Below are 16,695 nucleotides of genomic sequence, written 5' to 3'. Positions count from 1 at the left end.
GTCGAAACCGCGCTCGCAGCTCGGGGCTACTCGATCGTGTACGCGGGCTCGTCGACCGCCTCGCTCTTGCAGTCGGGACACCGCGACGGCCGGTTCAACAGCTCGTCGAAGCCGTCGAACCCGCAGTCCCGACAGGTCGGCGGTGCGGCGAGGAACTGCTCGTCGCCGCCGTCGACCGACCGCGAGACGTGTTCGAGGTGTCGAAGGATCGTCTCCGGAGTCAGCTCGAACTGGACCGCGAGTTCGCTCGGCGTCGCCGGCTCGGCCCGAAGCGCGTCGGCGAGTCGTTGCCGGGTCGTCTCGTCTGCTTCCCGCATACGTGGGATCATCGCCCGGATCCGGATAGGTGTTCGGTTCGTTCGCGAGAATGTAAGCCGTGCAGGGGTAAACGACTTACATCGGCTCGGTGAAACACGTAACATGAAAGCCGTCGTTCTGGCAGGCGGGTACGCGACCCGGATGTGGCCGATTACGAAACATCGCCCCAAGATGTTCCTCCCGATCGGCGACGCCACCGTCATCGACCGGATCTTCGCGGAACTCGAGGCCGACGATCGGATCGACGAGGTCTTCGTGAGCACGAACGAGCGCTTCGCCGACGAGTTCGAGGCGCACCTCGAGGACGGCGAGTTCGAGAAGCCGACGCTGTCGGTCGAGGAGACGACCGAGGAGGACGACAAGTTCGGCGTCGTCGGCGCGCTCGCCCAGCTGATCGACCGGGAGAACGTCGACGACGACCTGCTGGTCGTCGCTGGTGACAACCTGATGAGCTTCGATCTCTCCGAGTTCGTCGACGACTTCTTCGAGCGGGAGGCCCCGACGCTCGCGGCCTACGACGTCGGCTCCCGCGAGAAGGCCAAATCCTACGGCCTGGTCGAGCTCGAGGGCGACCGCATCGTCGACTTCCAGGAGAAACCCGACGACCCCAAGAGCACCCTGGTGTCGATCGCCTGTTACGCGTTCCCCCGAGATGCAGTGTCGCTGTTCGACACCTACCTCGAGGGTGACAACAACCCCGACGAGCCGGGCTGGTTCGTCCAGTGGCTCCAGGATCGGGAGCCGACCTACGCCTACACCTTCGAGGGCGCGTGGTTCGACATCGGCACACCCGAGAGCTACCTCGACGCCGTCGCCTGGCACCTCGACGGCGAGTCGCTGATCGCCGACTCGGCGACCCTCGAGAACGCGACGATCGGCGAGAACGTCCACGTGATGGACGACGTCACGCTGATCGACACCGACCTCGATCACGCGGTCGTCTTCCCGAAGGCGACCATCGAGAACGGCGCCGTTCGGCGGTCGATCATCGACGAGGGAACCCGTCTCGAGGAGCTCGATCTTGCGGGGGCGCTCATCGGGGCCCACACGACGATCACTCGATAGCCGGGCTTGCAGTATCCGAGTTTTTATATTTTTCCGGGAAAATGAGAGGCTATGAGCCTCTTCGGGGAGTTTCGAATTCCTGCCGAGGCGTTCGCGCTCCACGAGACCCTCCAGTCCGAGCCGGATCTCGTCGTCGAGATCGAGCGCGTCGTCGCGGCGGATGAAGTGCTCACGCCGTACCTGTGGGTATCCGGGGTCGATCACCGAACGTTCGAGCGGGCGACCGACGACGATCCGACGATTCGAGGCGTCGAACACATCGACGACTACGAGCGGTCGATGCTGTACCGCGGCGAGTGGACCGGGAACGTCGACTCACTGGTCTACGCGTACACGGAACTCGGCGCGACGATCCTTGAGGCGTCGGCGCAGTACGACGAGTGGGAGCTCCGGATGCGGTTCGCGGACCGAAGCAGCCTCGACGAGTTTCAGACGTACTGCAGTGACTTCGACGTCCCCTACCGGCTGACGCAGCTGTTCGCCCGCGCACACCCCCGGGGCGTCGGCCAGTACGAACTGACCGAGAAACAACACGAGGCGTTGCTGACCGCCTGGGAAACGGGGTACTTCTCCTCGTCGTCGGTCTCGCTCGCCGACGTCGCCGACGAGCTCGACATCACCCCGCAGTCGCTCTCCGAGCGGCTCCACCGCGGCTACGAGGCACTGATCGGCAACACCTTGGCCGACACCCCGCCGGCCCAGGAGGCGGCGCCGACCGAGAGCCGCCTCGAGCGTCCCGACACTTGAAGGGTTGAACATACAACCCGCCCGACCAATTGTGTGGGTTGTAAACGGACGGCTATGGAACGCGGTCTTTCGGACTCCAACGCCGCCTTCGATCTCCTGGCGAACCGACGGCGTCGCAGGGCCCTGACCGTACTCGAGGCCGACGACCGTCGGCTGACGGTCCACGACCTGACCAGGGAACTCGCCGTCGAGGAGGCGGGCCCGCTCATCACCGACGTCCCCGCCGAGACCGTTCGCGACATCTTCGTCTCGCTCCGTCACATTCACATCCCGAAGCTGGCGGATCTCGGGATCGTCGACTACGACCGGGACCGGGGGCTCGTCGAGCCGACCGACCGACTCGCCGGCCTCGAGCCGTACCTCTCGATCGTCTCCGAAAGCGACCCCGAACCGTGCTTCGAACGCGACGATCCCTGAGTCCCCTCGAGACCCGCCTGTCACTCCAGCCGTGGCTCGGTCACTCCGTTCACTCGCGGTCCGGTATCTCAGGTGAGTTCCGCGTCGGTCACCCGCAGCGTCCCCCGAGTCCCGTCCCACTCCGTCTCGCACTCGAGGTCGATCCGCCGTTCCATGTGCGGGCCGTCGACGACCAGCGTCTCAGAACCACCTTTTTCGCCTCGGGGTCGCAAAGCGACCCACTCGGCCAAAAATCTGGACCAAAAACACCGGAAGAGCGGAGCTCTTCCGGCTCTTGCTCACTCCGTTCGCAAGAACCTGCTCGTTCGCTTCGCTCACTCGCGGTAGCGGAGCGCTTACGCTAACCGCGCATCGCTCACCCGCACCGTCCCGCGAGTCCCATCCCACTCTGTCTCGTACTCGAGGTCGATCCGCCGTTCCATGTGCGGGCCGTCGACGACCAGCGTCTCGAACTCGCCGCCCTCTCCCAGGATGTGAACGCCGTACTCCTCGTTGAGCGCCTCGAGCTCCGCGAGGGCGTCCGCGTCGATCGTGCGTCCGAGCCAGGATTCGTCGAGCCCATAGGCCGCGACCCGGATGATCTTGATCTCGAAGCCCGCCTCGAGCATCGCGTCGGCGAGTTCGCGGGGATCCTCGCGCCACAGCGGCGCGAACAGGTCGCAGCCGAGTCGGTCGCACATCCCTTCGATCCGGCTCGTCTGGTACTCGCTCTCGACGGCCCCCGCGGTGACGCCAGCGATCCCGCCCGGCAGCTCGGCGTCGAGTTCCCGCAGGGCGGTCTCGAGGGGCTCGAGCTCGTCGTCGCCCTGCGCGCTTACGTCCGTCGCGGCGTCGGCTTCGAAGTCGTCGGGTTCGACCTCCAGCAGCGGGATGCCGATGCTCTCGGCGGCCAGTCCCGCGAGTTCGGTTGCCGGGACGTGGTACATGTAGGAGTCACCTGTGGGGTGAACCGTAACCAGTCGCTCGACGTTCAGTCCGCGCTCGAGGGCCTGGTACAGCGCCCAGGCAGAGTCCTTCCCGCCCGAGAAGAGGCTGACCCAGGCGCCGTCTGCGTCGCTCATACGGGTTACTCGAGCGACGAGGCTAAAGGGGTGGCGAGTTTCGTCGCCGCTCGACTACCGGGGGTAGTCGGGCCCCGAATCCTCCTCGTTTCCGCGTCCCGAGTCGGTGTCGCTCTCGTCGCGGTCGGCGTCCTGGCCGTCGGCCGGCTGCGAGCGCGGCCCGCCGTCGGTGAGCCCCGATTCGGGCGTGACGTCCTCGAGGACGGTTCGATCGGTGTCGCCGCTGAACGTCGCGGCGACCTTGGCGCCGACGAGACTCACGACGATCGCGCTGACGACGTACAGCGCCAGCCGCTCGCCGGCCGTGATCCCGAACGTGTCGATCGAGAGCACGCCCAGTTCGATCGCGGGTACCTGAACCGACTCGATGAGGGCCTGTTGCTCGAGGAAGTACGCCGAGAACCCGCGGATAACCAGCCCGACGGAGACGACGATGAAGGGGAGATTGAGGTAGGAGCTGCCGATCGGCTCCTCGCCGATCGCCTCGTCGAGCAGTCGGCCGGCGCTGGCGGTCAGGGCGGCTGCGGCGAGCCAGGGGGCGCTGTCGAAGGCGAACTGGACGGCCGGGAGCACGACCCCGGACGGCTCCTCGAGGTTCGAGACGCCGAGAACGCCGACGAAGACGCCGACGAGGGTCAGTCCGGCTGCGACGGCATACGTGACGACCGACACCTGCCCGGAGTACAGCGACTCGCGGATCTGGAGGGCGAGCCCGGTGACGACCTCGTCGACGTTGAACCCCTTGTACAGCAAGAAGAGGCCGATAACTGTCGTGATCGCGGCGGCGCCCTCCGCCGGGCCGACGAACCACGCGAGCATCGGAAACACCAAAAGCGTCAGCCCGATCGGGACCAGGACCGTCTGTCGGAGCTCCTCGTCGGCCAGGAACTGCTTGAGCAGGTAGTACGTCGACTCGATGTCCCGGGCCTGGCGAACGACCACTCGGTCGACCGAGTCGACCTGCACGCGGCTCTCGACGATCGGCACCAGCCGCTCGTCCTCGGCGCTGTCGATGACCACGACCGCCGAGTCGGGATCGTGGGCGGCCATCAGGTCGTCGACCTGCCGTGCGACCGACCGGTCCGCCGAGACCATCGACTCCCGGTCGCCCGAGACGACCGCGACCACGACGTCCTCGTTCTCGTCGCGGAGGCTCTGGGCGACCCGGAGGGTCTCGAGCAAGGAGTTGACCCCTGAGTCCTCCGGATCGGCGAGGCCGACGTCGGTCACCAGCGCACGAACTGCCTCCCAGCCGACGATAGGCGACCGAAGTCCGGTCTTTCGCCCGACGTCGTCGGTCCGGTCGAGACAGACGACCAGCGTTGTCACGATAGGCGTTCGATCCCCTGAAACGATAAAACCACGGACTCGCTAGAATCGCAGCCGGAACTCCCGGTCGCCCACGACGCTCGCGACGCCGGCTCCGAAGGCGTACGCGAGGCTCCGGGCGCCGCCGCCGACTCGAGCCATCAGCGGTCGCTCGGGCTCGAACTCCTCGACGGCGATCTCGTCGCGCTCGAGGCGGTCGGCGAGTTCCTCCTCGAGTTCGCGACGCGTGCCGAGTTCGTCGACCAGCCCCATCTCGTGGGCCTGCTCGCCGAGGTAGATCCGGGCCTCGGTCTCGCGGACGAACTCCGGCTCCAGGTCTCGGCCCTCGCTGACCCGCTCGACGAACGTCTCGTAGTAGTCGTCGATCAACCCCTGGAGGTAGGCCCGCTCGCTGTCGTCCATCTCCTTCAGCGGTGTGCCGGCGTCCTTGAACTTCCCGGCGGCGAATCGCTCGTAGGAGAGGCCGACCTTATCGGCGAAGTCGCTCGCGTTGACCCGCGAGCCGATGACGCCGATCGACCCGACGATGGAGCCGTCCCGAGCCCAGAGTTCGTCACAGCCGCTGGCGATCCAGTAGCCGCCGCTGGCACAGACGTCGGTCGCGTAGGCGACCGTCGGCCCGTCGAACCGTTCCGCGGCGAGTTTGATGTCGTCGCTGGGGACGACCTCGCCACCGGGCGTGTTCAGCTTCAGGAGGAGCGCGTCGACGCTGTCGTCCTCGTCGGCCCGGTCGATCTGCTCGACGACGTCGTCAGCGGGAGTCGAGCGCGGTCCCGACGGGAACCGTCCGCCGCCGCCGTCGCGGGTGATCGGCCCCTCGACGGCGACCTCGGCGACGTCGTAGGCCGGAAAGAGACTGTCGGCGATCGAGCCGGCGATTCGCACCCCGAGGACGATCACGGCGAGGGCGACGAGCACGCCAGCGAGATCGGCCAGCGTGTCGGGGTAGATCACGAACAGTGCGACGCCGATCGCGGCGAACACCGCGGCCCCGGCCGCGAGAACGGCGAGTCGACCGATACCTTCGTTACTGACCACTCCGGCCACCTCGAGTCATACCCGTGAGTGACGCCGCAACCCCGTTAAGCGTTGGCGATTCGGTGTCGTCACTCCGCCGGAAGGCCACCGGGCGTGTCGGCGGTATCCCCGTCGTCTCGCGTCTCTCGTTCGAGCCCGCCGGCGCGGGGAAGCTCCTCGTCGGGATCGGCCGTCCAGTCGCCGAGCCACTCCCGGAGGACGTTCCAGCCGTCCCTGACGAACGGCAGGGGATCGTCAGCAACCGCGTAGTCGAACCGAGCCTGGCGGACGAGCGACAGTCCGACCTCCCCCAGCGCGGTCCACGGCGACGGCCGCTCGAGAGGGGGGTACTCCTCGGTCAGAACGCTGTGAAGGTAGCTCAGCTCGCCCCGCAGGAGGTGGCCGCCGAGCCCGGTCTCGTAGGTCGGCCGGCCCGGAATCGGCTCACCCATCGCCAGCTGCCAGTAGTAGAACGGGAAGTCCGCCCCTGCCTGGACGGTAAACGGGAGCGACGACCAGAACCGGGGGTTGATCTCCATCAGCTTGAACCGCCCGTCGCGAGGGTCCCGCAGGAACTCGACCATCGCCAGCCCGTGCCACTCGAGCTCGTCTAAAAGCGCCCGCCCGTCGGCCTCGAGGTCGGGCAGGTAGATCGACTCGCGGTAGGCGCTCGGTCCGCCGCAGTACTCCCAGCCCCGCCGCTGGCAGTGCTGGAAGGTCGCGACGGCCTCGCCGCGGTCGTACAGCGCGAAGAACCCGTACTCCCGCGAGTCCGGGATCAGCTCCTGGACCAGCGGAACGTGGCCGCGAGCCTCGATACAGGCGGCCGCGTTCGGCGGCTCTCCGGGCGTCTGATAGGCCGTCGAGCCGATCTCGACCCGGCCGAAGTCGGAGCCGAGATACTCCGGGGCAGCGACCGTGTATCGGGGTTTGATTATCGTCTCGCGGTCCCAGTCGTCCCACTCGTGGAGGAGCGCGGTGTCGGGGGCGGCGACGCCGGCGCGGTCGGCCGCCGCGAACAGCTCGAGGCGGTCCTGGACCTGCCGCAGCGTCCCGAACGTCGGCCACGGCGTCGCGACCTCCGCGGCGAAGGCGTCCCGGTTTCGCGCCAGCGAGTAGACGTCCTCCTCGCGAACCGGAATGATCGTCTCGACGTCGGATCGGCGGGCGATCGAGAGGAGCGCGTCGCCGTAGGCGGCCAGCTCCGTAGTCGGATCTGGCAGGCGGACGAACTCGTCGCAGTACCGCGAGACCGCACTGGGAGTGGCGGCCGACTCGGAGCCGACGATCGTCCGGATGCCGCGAGGTCGAAGCGAACGGAGACAGGCGACCGTACTCGGGGCGTCGATCCCCGGCACGAAGACGGCGACGTCGTCCCTGGACTCGTGCATGCGAGCATCACCCAGCGACGGGAGCATTGTTATGGCCGAACTACCGCAAACCGGGTCGTTCGTCGCCCGAGAGGGGCGCCGCTACAGCGCTGTATGTGTCAGTTACCGGCTCTCGACCGCTCGAGAGCGGGACTCGGGGCATCCGGGCGGGTACGGGCCGTAGTCACGACTGTACGCCTCCGTTTCGCCCGAAAACGGAATCAAAAACTCGGAGAAAAACGCGGCCACTACCGAAAAGAGCGAACGGCAGTAGACACAGGTTGACGAATCGGCCTACAGCAGTCCCGTCTTCTGGAGCTTCATCAGGTCCTCGGTGTCGAGAGTCTCGCCTTCCTTGAACTTCTGATAGATCTCCTCGGCCTCCTCTTTGGCCTCCTCTTTCTTCTTGTCACGCTGGGACTTGCGCTGTTCTTCCTCCTGTTTGTCCAGCTCGCGCAAGCGCTTCTGGACGCGGACGAAGTCCTCGTGGTGACGGTCGGCGGCCTCCTGGGCCTCGACGAACGACTCGTGCATCTCGTCGGCCTCGTCGCGGATGTCGTCGGCCTCGCGGTAGGCCTCGATCATCTGGTTGTGGTGTTCCTGGGCCTTGTCCGCGAGCTCGGTTACCTTCTGGTGGTGCTGGGAGGCCTCCGAACGCACTTCCTCGGCTTCCTCGACGAGCTCCTCGAGATCCTCGTTCTGGTCGAGTTTCTGCTTGCGCTCCTCGTACTCCTCGCGCTTGGACTCGATCTTCTCGATGAGCTCCTGCTCTTCCTCGCTCGAGAGCACTTCGGTCTGCTGTTTGAACTCGAGCTGCTCGATCTCCTCCTCGAGTTCCTCCAGGTCCTTGCCCTCGTTGAGCTCCATGTCGGACTTGAGCTGTTCGACGCGGTCGAACAGTTCGTTGGCCTCGGCGTTGAGCTCGTTGCGCTTGTCCTTGTGCTCCTGGACCTGCTCGTTGAGCTCGTCGCGCTTCTCGCGGTGCTCCTGGGCCTCGTCGACCTTCTCGCGAGTCTTCGCGTTGAGGTCGTCGCGCTCGGAGGCGCGCTCGGAAGCCATCTGGTTGAGATCGTTTCGTCGATCTCGGAGCTGGCCCGCTTTCTTGATAAGCTGTCCTTTGGAGTTGTTTTCGAGGTCGTCGTCTGTCAGTTCGATGTTTTTCGATTCGTCTACCATGTGTTAGTCAAACCTCTGTGCCATACCCGCACCGGGAGCGGACGGACGCGGTCATCGTCGGTTGTGACCCGCGCGTTCGGCGGATCGCCGACTCGTCGCGCCGCCGCGTACAGCGTTCGCTCACGACCTGCGAAACCTCGGTGAATAAGATTTCCTGTCATCGATCGTCGAGCGATACGCGCCCCGGTGGCGTTCTGGTGACCACATCTACTGTCGCCGGTAATTTAAATGTACCGGTCAGCTCACCCGTGAAAACCGTTAGCAGGGGACGCGTGGGGCCGCCTGGGCCGATTCGGGGTTGCCGGCGCAGTAGATAAACATCGTCGACGTCGCCGGAAGGACAACCCACTTGTGGGCGACCGCTGTGGTGTCGGATATGTTCTACGAACAGCGGATGTCCGTCCCGGAGACGCCGACCGAGCTCCGCGGGGAGTACGACGAACAGCTCGCCTCGATCGTCGACCGACACGGCCTCGAGACGGCCCTCGATCACACGAGCGTCGACCGCGACGCCCTCGAGGCGCTGCTCGAGGGGGAGTCGCCCGAGCTCTCGCTCGAGGAAGCCGCCGAGCTCCAGGCGCTGGAAAGCGACGAACCCGACGCCGAGACGATCGAGACGATGGCCTGTGAACACCTGCTGCTCGGCATGACGACGGCGGTGCTCGACGTCGACGCGGTCGAGAGCCACCTCGAGATCGATCTCGACGCAAAGGAGGTCCAACAGAAGATCGAACAGCGCGCACCGATGTCGTTCGCGGAGTACGTCCACCTACAACACGTCATCGCCGGTCGGTCGCAGTAGCGGCTCCGTCGGAGCGCCGAGACGGCGTCAGGACGTCAGCGTTACCTGTCCGGTTCGGTCGACCGAGACCAGGAAGCCGGCGTACTCGAAGGTGACCGAGCCGACCGCTCGGTCGGCCTCGCATCGCTCGCGAAACAGCGAGTCGAGCGCCGACGGGTCGATCGCGTGGTACAGCGGGTCGAACTCGTCGGCCAGCGCGAGCTGATCGACGTCGGTCGCTACGGCAACTGCCTCGAGAACCGCCTCGCTGAGCGACTGTTCGGGGTCTGCCTGGTAGTTCATCGGGGTTTGACTCGTCTCCCGGGTAGTTGTCGTGGAGGTCATGTCTCTCCCTATCGCCGGGAGCTGTGAAAGGACGCTGGTTGGATCGCCAACCTTTCAAATGGGGTCGTCAATCGCGATCGTGTTCCGCAACAGCGTCGCCTGTCCGCGACGGAGCCGCGCCGACAGCGCCTGATCGGAGATGCCGAGTCCCTCGGCGATTCCGGCCAGCGTCGCGTCGCGCGGGACGTCGAAGTAGCCCGCCTCGAGGGCGGCGAGCAGCGCCTCGCGCTGTCGCTCCGAAACGCCGTACCGACCCGATCCGGACTCGTACTCCTGAACGATCCGCCGGAGCCGAAACGGGAGTTCGCGCTCCCGGCAGCTCTCGCGGTAGGACTGCAGGGCCTCGCGCGAAGGAACGCGAGCCCGGATCGCGGTGTCGTCGGTGACGGTGATATCCAGAAACGAGATGTCGTTCGCCGCGGCCGCAGGGTAAGTCAGGAGGTCGGCTCCCCAGTCGGTCAGCGCCGCGCTGTAGAGCCGTCGCTCGGGGAGTTCCTCGAGCGCGGCGAACTCGGCGATCGAGTCGTCGTCCTCGAGGGCGGCCGCGACCGACTCGAGGTCGTCCCCGTAGGCCCAGAAGACGAGTTTCGTGGCGCCGCGCTCCGACCGGTAGACCTGTTCGATCGTGAGTTTCGAGGCCGCGGTCGCCGTCTCGCGGAGGATCGGCGTCGAGAGCTCGAACTCGACGATGAAGCTCATACCCGTTCTTTGGGTCAGAGCGGGATAGTCTCTCTCCGACCCCAGCTCGCTCGGCGATCCGTCGGTGCGATTATGTGGTCCGGAGCCCGAGTCGGCGTATGCGTGTTGCGATTCTCGGCTGTGGCTACGTCGGCCGTGAACTCGGCCGCCAGCTCGTCGAACGGGACCACGACGCGATCGGCGTCCGCCGGTCCGACGACGGACTCGAGTCGCTCGAATCGGCTGGCCTGGAGGCCGTTCAGGCTGACGTCACCGACTCGACGTCGCTCGAGGCCGTCCCCGACGTCGACGCGATCGTCTTCGCGGCCAGCAGCGGCGGCCGGGGCGCCGACGCTGCCCGCGAGGTCTACGTCGAGGGGTTACGGACGGCGATCGAGGCGTTCGGCGCACGCGAGGAGCCGCCCGAGCGGCTGGTCTACACCTCCTCGACGGGCGTCTACGGCGACCACGACGGCGACTGGGTCGACGAGGAGACCCCGATCGAGCCCACGACGGAGAAGACCGAGGTGCTCGCCGAGGCCGAGCGGATCGCCCTCGAGCACCCCGCGGAGTACGGGTTCGACGGCGCCGTCGCGCGCTACGCCGGACTGTATGGCCCGGACCGCTACCGTCTCGAGCGCTATCTCGAGGGACCGGTCACGGAGGGCTACCTGAACATGATCCACCGCGACGACGCCGCCGGCGCCGTCCGCTACCTGCTCGAGGAGGACCTCGCCCGCGACGAGGTCGTCCAGGTTGTCGACGACGAACCCGTCGAGAAGTGGGCCTTCGCCGACTGGCTCGCCGACGAGGCTGGCGTCGAACAGCCGCCGAAGCGGACGAAGGCCGAACGGCTCGAGGCCGACGACCTTTCGGAGGCCGCCCGCCGTCGGATCCTGACGAGCAAGCGCTGCTCGAACGAGAAGCTCCGCGAACTGGGGTACGAGTTCGCATACCCGACGTTCCGCGAGGGGTACCGCGAGGCGATCGACGCCCGTCGGTAGGCTCCGAGAAACGTTCCCCCTCCTGATGGGAAACTTCTTGGGGATCCGATGTAATGGTGCGGTATGCGACACCGGGGCGTCGACAGCGACGGGGCCGGAGGTGACACGTTGGCTCTCGAGCCCGCCGCGGAGACGATCCGATCGCTCGACCCGCTCGTGCTCTCCCTGCTCGTCGTCGCCGTCGGCGGGGTCGCGGTCGGCATCTGGTGGCTCGTTCGCTGGCTCCGGCGTCCGCCGGGCGTGCGCCTTCGAAACCTCCTCGAGAGTCACGACGAGGTCGCCGTCCTGTTGCACCCGAACCCGGATCCCGACGCGATGGCGTGTGCGATGGGGGTCGCCGAGATCGCCTCGTCGGCCGACACCGACGCGACGCTGCAGTTTCCCGGCGAGATCCGCCACCAGGAGAACCGGGCCTTTCGGACAGTCCTGGGACTCGAACTCGATCGCATCGAGGCGGCCTCGGAACTCGCCGCGGAGGCGGTCGTGCTCGTCGATCACAACACGCCGCGAGGGTTCACCGGCGCACAGGTCGTCGAACCCGTCGCCGTCGTCGACCACCACCCCGGGAACGGAACGGGAACCGAGTTCACCGACGTTCGCAGCGACTACGGCTCGGCCTCGACGATCGTCGCCACGTACTTCGAGGAGCTGGACGTTTCGCCCGATGACGACGGGACGGAGGACGGGCCGTCGCTCTCGACGGCGCTGGCGACAGGCCTGCTCTACGGCATCCAGTCGGATACGAACCACCTGACTCGGGGCTGTTCGTGGGCCGAGTTCGAGGCCTGTGGCTACCTCTACTCGGGGATCGACGAGGACCTGCTCGACCGGATCGCCAACCCGCAGGTGAGCGACGACGTTCTCAAGACGAAGGCGCGGGCGATCACCGACCGGCGGATCGAGGGCTCGTTCGCCGTCTGCGACGTCGGCTCGGTCACCAACGTCGACGCGATCTCCCAGGCCGCCGACGAGCTGCTCCAGCTCGAGGGCGTCACCGCGGTCGCCGTCTACGGCGAGTACGACGGCACGATCCACGTCTCTGGCCGATCCCGGGACGATCGGGTCCACATGGGCGAGACGCTTCGCCACGCCGTCAGCGACGTCCCGATGGCCAACGCCGGCGGCCACGCCCGAATGGGCGGCGGACAGATCCCGGTCGACTACCTCGAGGCGATCGAGACCGAGGACGGCCGCGGGCGGGCGGTGTTCGACGATCGGCTCTTCTCGGCGATGTCGGGCAGCCGGCGGTAGCGACGGCCGAACCGGTTCGGTCCACCGCGTCCAGCGAGTCACCAACCGCAGTTCGCCGGAGTCGTGGCCGTTTTACCGGCTCGCTCCAACAGTGGATCGATGGAGTACGTCCAGGATCGGATCGCGACGCTCCACGACCTCGGCGGGGAACCGATGGCGGCGGGACTCGAGGGCGATCCCGTCGCCGAGACGGCCGTCGTCGTTCCGATGACCGAACGGGAACACGAGAGCCCGGCTGCGGCCCGCGTACTCGCCGAACTCGAGTCCCTCGAGCCCGCCGCGGTCGTCGTCCCGGTCCGGGCGTCGGCCACCCGGATCGAACCGTTCCGCGAGTGGCTCGAGACCTTCGCCCTGCCGATCGAGGTGCTGTGGTGTAACGCACCGCCCCTCGAGGAGCGACTCGCGGAGGCCGGGCTCGCCGGCGAGACCGGCAAGGGACGAGACGTCTGGCTCGCGCTCGGCCCCGCGGCCGAGGCCGGCGAGTACGTCGTCGTCCACGACGCCGACGCCCGCAGCTACGAGGCCGATCACGTCCGTCGGCTGCTCGCGCCGCTGACCATGGACTTCGCCTTCTCGAAGGGCTACTACGCGCGCGTCGAGCGTGGGCGCCTCTACGGGCGCCTGTTCCGACTGTTCTACGAGCCGCTACTCCGGGCCCTGTCGGCCCGACACGACGAGCCGATCCTCGAGTACTGCGGCGCCTTCCGGTACGCCCTGGCAGGGGAGTTCGCGATGACCGCCGACCTGGCCCGGGAGCTGCGTCCGCCCCGAACGTGGGGCCTCGAGGTCGGCACCCTCGGCGACGCCTTCGATTACGCCGGGTTCGCAGGCACCGCACAGGTCGATCTGGGCGTCCACGAGCACGATCACCGCGCGGTCGCCGGCGAGACCGGGCTCGAGGGGATGAGCCGGACCGTCGGTGCCGAGCTACTGCGGGTGCTCGAGAACGGCGGCGTCGACCCCGACTACGAGACGCTACCGGGGCGCTACCGGGAGATCGGACGAGAGCTGATCGCCCAGTACCGCGCCGACGCGGCGTTCAACGGGCTCGCGTACGATCCCGACCGGGAGTCCGCCCAGCTCGAGCGGTACGCCGCCGCGATCGAACCGCCGGGGCCGGACCGCCGACTGCCCCGCTGGCTCGACGCCCCGATCGATCCCGAGACCGTCCGCGAACGGGCCCGTCCGTGGCACGGACCCCGAGTCGGCTCCGCGGGAGGCGACTGACCGCTCGACGAGAGGGCGGATCCGCCGCGCTACCGCGTGCGGGGCAACATTCAACAGCGCACCGACCGTGGACGGCGTATGGACGCGACCGCCGACGAACTCGCCGGCGTCGTCGACCTCTTCGGCGGGCTCACCCGTGCCGAACTCGAGCGAGCCCTCGCGGAGGCGGCGTTTCGCGCCGACGGCGGCGACGTCGATTCCGACGCCCTCGAGACGGGGATCGACGGTGCCCTCGAGTCGTTCGCCCTCGTCGCCTACGAGCCCCTCGAGCCATCGGCCTCCGACGGAACCGAGCCCGGCGAACCGCTGCTGGTCGCCGGCCCGACCGCGTTTCCGACTGTCCCCGACGGCGCCGAGGACGTCCCCCACATTCTCGACGTCGAGCCCAGACGACCCGACCGCGATGCCCTCGGCGAGACGGTCCGCGAGGAGTTCGTCACGGCGGCCGACGCGGCCGTCGACGACGGCGACGACGACAGGATCGAAACGCTGCTGGACGTGAGCTACGACGTCGAAACGTGGGCGCCCGTCGACCTCGCGGACGAACGCGCGCGCCTGGAGGCCGCCCTCGAGTGATCAGATGGGACCGAGACTGACCCTCGCGCCGATCGCGGACCACCCCCCGATCGGCATCGACGACCAGGAACACGACGCGGCCGTCGTCGCGCCGGTGATCGAGCGCGACGAGGAGGATTACCTGCTGTTCACCCGTCGGTCCGACGACCTGGGCAACCACCCCGGCCAGATGAGCTTTCCCGGCGGCGGCGCCGAACCGAAGGACGAGTCCATCCTCGCGACCGCGCTGCGGGAGGCAAACGAGGAGATCGGCCTCGAGCCCGACGAGGCCGAGGTCGTCGGCCAGCTCGACGATATTCGGACGATCTCGGAGTACGCCGTCACCCCCTTCGTCGCCCGGGTGCCCGACCGGGAGTACGAGCGCGACGGGATCGAGGTCGCGGAGATCGTCGTCCTTCCGCTGTCGGGATTTCTCGACCCCGCGAACTACGAGTGTGAGCGCCGCGATCACCCCTACTACGGCGACATCGTTATCCACTACTTCCACGTCGACGGCTACACCGTCTGGGGAGCGACGGGTCGGATTCTGGTCCAGCTGCTCGAGCTGACGACCGAGTTCGAGGCGCCCGAGCGTATCGACCGCTCGACGCTGTAACACGGATTCCGGTACGTCAGTTCCGAAAACCGCGAGTCGTCTTGCAGTCTTCCGTGAGGTCGGTACGACGAGTCCTGCGCGAAACGTCAGCTTTTTGCGCGACGACCACCCAGAGCGTCTATGATCGCGCAGACGAGTGATCGCGTTCCGCACCGATCGTAGCCACCTTTTCGTCGCGCGAGGTAAGTCCCAATGTTAACCACGAGCACCGTCGCCCGAGCCGGATTGGACGGGATCGCGCTGAAACCCGCGGAGTGTGACGTCTCCCTGGCCGCGTCGATCCCCGCCGAGACGATCGCCGTCGACTACGAGGGTCGGGACCACATCCCGGCACCGTCGGTTCTCGAGTCGCTGTCGACCGACGCCGACGTCTTCGTGACGACCCCGGTCCGGGCCGACGGCTTCGATCCGCTGGGCGACGACTCCCTGCTTTCCGAGCTGCCGGCCGCGGTCGGGCGCGTGCTGGTCGCCGGCCACCCCGCCTACCTCACCGACGAGGAACGCGAGCGGGCCGTCGCACCCCGACTGGGTGCGGCCCTCGAGACCGACCCCGACGCCTGGGTGGGCTCCGAGAGCGTCGAACGGATCGCGATGGCGACGGGGGCGACCCAGTACGACCTGCTCTCGCGGTCGACTCCCCGCGAGCTTCGGGCCCTGCGGGCGGCCGGCTTCGAGGGTGAGCTCGCGGTCTACGCTCCCGCGGTGTTCGCCGACGAGGACGACGCCGTCCTCGACGCCGTCGGCGACTACGTCGCCCGCCGTCGCCCCGTCGCTCGAGCCCTGCCCGAGGACTGCGCGACGGACTCGAGCGCCACCGGCCGTGCGCGTGAAGTCCTGCTGAAGGCCGCGGGGGACTACGCGCTCGTCGGCACCGAACGGGAGGTCAGCGACCAGACCGACGCCCTCCGGGAGGCCGGCGCGACGACCGTCGTCGGCTACCCCGCTCGAGGGTTGGATCCGCTGCTCGAGTAGCGTCGGCCCGTCTCCGGTTTTTCCACGCTATCGAAACCCCCGGTTAGCGAGCGGGTTCAGCAGCCGTGCTGAATCCACGCTCTGCATCGGTCAACACCGGAGAGCTGCGATCCGTACTGCTACCCTGGAAAGCATTATGCTGTATGTTAACGTATAGTGCCCTGTGATGCCAATAAAAGACACTGCTCGCGAGTTCTTCGAGGCGTACGACGATCAGGACGTCGAGCGGATGGCGAGTTTGGCAACCGAGGATGCGGAGGTGCGGTACGTTCCGCTCGGTGAAGACGGCAGGGGGTCCGTCCACGAAGTGGGCACAGCGACGTGGTCTGCGCTCATAGACGCCTTTCCAGACTTCCACAACGAGGTGGAGTGGATCACCGAGGACGAAAACGGTGACGCGTTCATCCGAGTGTTTATCGGTGGAACCCAAGAGCAGGAGCTGTGGGGAATCCCGAGCCGAGGCGAAGAGTGCTGGATCGATCATCTCTTCATCCTCCGTGGAAACGATGACGACGAGATTACTGCGATTGTGGCCTACTGGGACAACGTCACGTTTTTAGAGCAAGTTGGAGCCATGTAGGCCTCACGATATTTTTCGTAGTGATCTGCCGCTCGGGTTCTCCTGGTGGAGAGCGAACGGACGGCGACGCTCGTCGGGAGCGAGCGGATAGTTCGGCGGTTTCGGCGTGAAACGGTGATTCGTCGTGTCGAACTTCTCTATCCGACAGCGCGCTCGTATCGTTCGCTACGGATCCCTGCAATCCCA

The 16,695-nt window shown here is 67.2% G+C and carries 20 protein-coding genes; 11 read left to right on the top strand and 9 right to left on the bottom strand.

The annotated features are described in order from the left end of the window. Nucleotides 1-26 precede the first annotated feature (26 nt). The gene (locus QA609_RS02130) at nucleotides 27-317 is read right to left on the bottom strand and encodes a transcriptional regulator (protein ID WP_278300934.1); all 291 of its coding nucleotides are present in this window, start codon (nucleotides 315-317) and stop codon (nucleotides 27-29) included. A 103-nt stretch (nucleotides 318-420) separates the two neighbouring features. On the opposite strand from QA609_RS02130, the gene QA609_RS02125 reads away from it, so the two are divergent. Genes QA609_RS02125 through QA609_RS02115 form a run of 3 tightly spaced genes read left to right on the top strand, consistent with a single transcriptional unit; the run spans nucleotide 421 to nucleotide 2,547 of the window. Further along, complete coding sequence (locus tag QA609_RS02125) at nucleotides 421-1,383, top strand: NDP-sugar synthase (protein WP_278300933.1); 963 nt, start codon at nucleotides 421-423, stop codon at nucleotides 1,381-1,383. A 51-nt stretch (nucleotides 1,384-1,434) separates the two neighbouring features. Continuing rightward, a complete protein-coding gene (locus QA609_RS02120) occupies nucleotides 1,435-2,130 on the top strand; it encodes a bacterio-opsin activator domain-containing protein (RefSeq protein ID WP_278300932.1) in 696 nt (231 codons plus the stop codon). A gap of 54 nt (nucleotides 2,131-2,184) precedes the next feature. Further along, nucleotides 2,185-2,547: a hypothetical protein gene (locus tag QA609_RS02115; RefSeq protein WP_278300931.1), complete on the top strand. Its 363-nt coding sequence runs from the start codon at nucleotides 2,185-2,187 to the stop codon at nucleotides 2,545-2,547. A gap of 68 nt (nucleotides 2,548-2,615) precedes the next feature. Here the strand turns inward: QA609_RS02115 and QA609_RS02110 are convergent, their stop codons facing one another. The 6 genes from QA609_RS02110 to QA609_RS02085 all read right to left on the bottom strand — a co-directional run bounded on the left by QA609_RS02110 (nucleotide 2,616) and on the right by QA609_RS02085 (nucleotide 8,500). After that, nucleotides 2,616-2,777 carry a hypothetical protein gene (locus QA609_RS02110; RefSeq protein WP_278300930.1) on the bottom strand — a complete coding sequence of 54 codons (162 nt, stop codon included), beginning with the start codon at nucleotides 2,775-2,777 and terminating at the stop codon, nucleotides 2,616-2,618. A gap of 105 nt (nucleotides 2,778-2,882) precedes the next feature. Then, a complete protein-coding gene (locus QA609_RS02105; RefSeq protein ID WP_278300929.1) occupies nucleotides 2,883-3,608 on the bottom strand; it encodes a diphthine--ammonia ligase in 726 nt (241 codons plus the stop codon). Nucleotides 3,609-3,662: 54 nt separating this feature from the next. Next, complete coding sequence (locus tag QA609_RS02100) at nucleotides 3,663-4,937, bottom strand: DUF373 family protein (protein WP_278300928.1); 1,275 nt, start codon at nucleotides 4,935-4,937, stop codon at nucleotides 3,663-3,665. 42 nt (nucleotides 4,938-4,979) lie between these two features. Continuing rightward, nucleotides 4,980-5,975, bottom strand: a complete 996-nt coding sequence (gene sppA / locus QA609_RS02095; RefSeq protein WP_278300927.1) for a signal peptide peptidase SppA — start codon at nucleotides 5,973-5,975, stop codon at nucleotides 4,980-4,982. Between the two features lie 68 nt (nucleotides 5,976-6,043). After that, entirely contained in the window at nucleotides 6,044-7,345 is a 1,302-nt protein-coding gene (locus tag QA609_RS02090; protein WP_278300926.1) for a carboxylate--amine ligase, read from the bottom strand. Between the two features lie 273 nt (nucleotides 7,346-7,618). Further along, the gene (locus tag QA609_RS02085; protein WP_278300925.1) at nucleotides 7,619-8,500 is read right to left on the bottom strand and encodes a coiled-coil protein; all 882 of its coding nucleotides are present in this window, start codon (nucleotides 8,498-8,500) and stop codon (nucleotides 7,619-7,621) included. 376 nt (nucleotides 8,501-8,876) lie between these two features. Here QA609_RS02085 and QA609_RS02080 point away from each other — a divergent pair, with 376 nt between their 5' ends. Next, a complete protein-coding gene (locus QA609_RS02080; RefSeq protein ID WP_278300924.1) occupies nucleotides 8,877-9,302 on the top strand; it encodes a DUF5791 family protein in 426 nt (141 codons plus the stop codon). 27 nt (nucleotides 9,303-9,329) lie between these two features. Here QA609_RS02080 and QA609_RS02075 read toward each other — a convergent pair whose 3' ends face one another. After that, nucleotides 9,330-9,584 (bottom strand): HalOD1 output domain-containing protein, encoded by a 255-nt coding sequence (locus tag QA609_RS02075; RefSeq protein ID WP_278300923.1) that lies wholly within the window; start codon nucleotides 9,582-9,584, stop codon nucleotides 9,330-9,332. Between the two features lie 96 nt (nucleotides 9,585-9,680). Continuing rightward, nucleotides 9,681-10,325 (bottom strand): helix-turn-helix domain-containing protein, encoded by a 645-nt coding sequence (locus tag QA609_RS02070; RefSeq protein WP_278300922.1) that lies wholly within the window; start codon nucleotides 10,323-10,325, stop codon nucleotides 9,681-9,683. A gap of 98 nt (nucleotides 10,326-10,423) precedes the next feature. On the opposite strand from QA609_RS02070, the gene QA609_RS02065 reads away from it, so the two are divergent. The 7 genes from QA609_RS02065 to QA609_RS02035 all read left to right on the top strand — a co-directional run bounded on the left by QA609_RS02065 (nucleotide 10,424) and on the right by QA609_RS02035 (nucleotide 16,509). Further along, nucleotides 10,424-11,308 carry an SDR family oxidoreductase gene (locus tag QA609_RS02065; protein ID WP_278300921.1) on the top strand — a complete coding sequence of 295 codons (885 nt, stop codon included), beginning with the start codon at nucleotides 10,424-10,426 and terminating at the stop codon, nucleotides 11,306-11,308. Nucleotides 11,309-11,371: 63 nt separating this feature from the next. Continuing rightward, nucleotides 11,372-12,559 (top strand): bifunctional oligoribonuclease/PAP phosphatase NrnA, encoded by a 1,188-nt coding sequence (locus tag QA609_RS02060; RefSeq protein WP_278300920.1) that lies wholly within the window; start codon nucleotides 11,372-11,374, stop codon nucleotides 12,557-12,559. Nucleotides 12,560-12,658: 99 nt separating this feature from the next. Further along, a complete protein-coding gene (locus QA609_RS02055; protein ID WP_278300919.1) occupies nucleotides 12,659-13,786 on the top strand; it encodes a glycosyl transferase family 2 in 1,128 nt (375 codons plus the stop codon). A gap of 78 nt (nucleotides 13,787-13,864) precedes the next feature. Beyond that, a complete protein-coding gene (locus tag QA609_RS02050; protein ID WP_278300918.1) occupies nucleotides 13,865-14,362 on the top strand; it encodes a hypothetical protein in 498 nt (165 codons plus the stop codon). 4 nt (nucleotides 14,363-14,366) lie between these two features. After that, complete coding sequence (locus QA609_RS02045; RefSeq protein ID WP_278300917.1) at nucleotides 14,367-14,957, top strand: CoA pyrophosphatase; 591 nt, start codon at nucleotides 14,367-14,369, stop codon at nucleotides 14,955-14,957. A gap of 192 nt (nucleotides 14,958-15,149) precedes the next feature. Further along, entirely contained in the window at nucleotides 15,150-15,929 is a 780-nt protein-coding gene (locus QA609_RS02040) for a luciferase (protein ID WP_278300916.1), read from the top strand. Nucleotides 15,930-16,095: 166 nt separating this feature from the next. Beyond that, complete coding sequence (locus QA609_RS02035) at nucleotides 16,096-16,509, top strand: nuclear transport factor 2 family protein (protein WP_278300915.1); 414 nt, start codon at nucleotides 16,096-16,098, stop codon at nucleotides 16,507-16,509. The last annotated feature ends 186 nt before the right edge of the window (nucleotides 16,510-16,695 follow it).

This window comes from Natronococcus sp. A-GB7 (assembly GCF_029688865.1).
GTDB lineage: Archaea > Halobacteriota > Halobacteria > Halobacteriales > Natrialbaceae > Natronococcus.
This window is presented reverse-complemented; position numbering and strand designations above follow the sequence as displayed.

Coding starts and splice junctions, on each gene's coding strand:
- QA609_RS02050 (WP_278300918.1), top strand. CDS start 13,865: ATGGACGCGACCGCCGACGAACTCGCCGGCGTCGTCGACCTCTTCGGC.
- QA609_RS02070 (WP_278300922.1), bottom strand. CDS start 10,325: ATGAGCTTCATCGTCGAGTTCGAGCTCTCGACGCCGATCCTCCGCGAG.
- QA609_RS02120 (WP_278300932.1), top strand. CDS start 1,435: ATGAGCCTCTTCGGGGAGTTTCGAATTCCTGCCGAGGCGTTCGCGCTC.
- QA609_RS02105 (WP_278300929.1), bottom strand. CDS start 3,608: ATGAGCGACGCAGACGGCGCCTGGGTCAGCCTCTTCTCGGGCGGGAAG.
- QA609_RS02080 (WP_278300924.1), top strand. CDS start 8,877: ATGTTCTACGAACAGCGGATGTCCGTCCCGGAGACGCCGACCGAGCTC.
- QA609_RS02075 (WP_278300923.1), bottom strand. CDS start 9,584: ATGAACTACCAGGCAGACCCCGAACAGTCGCTCAGCGAGGCGGTTCTC.
- QA609_RS02125 (WP_278300933.1), top strand. CDS start 421: ATGAAAGCCGTCGTTCTGGCAGGCGGGTACGCGACCCGGATGTGGCCG.
- QA609_RS02045 (WP_278300917.1), top strand. CDS start 14,367: ATGGGACCGAGACTGACCCTCGCGCCGATCGCGGACCACCCCCCGATC.
- QA609_RS02055 (WP_278300919.1), top strand. CDS start 12,659: ATGGAGTACGTCCAGGATCGGATCGCGACGCTCCACGACCTCGGCGGG.
- QA609_RS02090 (WP_278300926.1), bottom strand. CDS start 7,345: ATGCACGAGTCCAGGGACGACGTCGCCGTCTTCGTGCCGGGGATCGAC.
- QA609_RS02130 (WP_278300934.1), bottom strand. CDS start 317: ATGCGGGAAGCAGACGAGACGACCCGGCAACGACTCGCCGACGCGCTT.
- QA609_RS02040 (WP_278300916.1), top strand. CDS start 15,150: ATGTTAACCACGAGCACCGTCGCCCGAGCCGGATTGGACGGGATCGCG.
- QA609_RS02035 (WP_278300915.1), top strand. CDS start 16,096: ATGCCAATAAAAGACACTGCTCGCGAGTTCTTCGAGGCGTACGACGAT.
- QA609_RS02060 (WP_278300920.1), top strand. CDS start 11,372: ATGCGACACCGGGGCGTCGACAGCGACGGGGCCGGAGGTGACACGTTG.
- QA609_RS02085 (WP_278300925.1), bottom strand. CDS start 8,500: ATGGTAGACGAATCGAAAAACATCGAACTGACAGACGACGACCTCGAA.
- QA609_RS02065 (WP_278300921.1), top strand. CDS start 10,424: ATGCGTGTTGCGATTCTCGGCTGTGGCTACGTCGGCCGTGAACTCGGC.
- QA609_RS02115 (WP_278300931.1), top strand. CDS start 2,185: ATGGAACGCGGTCTTTCGGACTCCAACGCCGCCTTCGATCTCCTGGCG.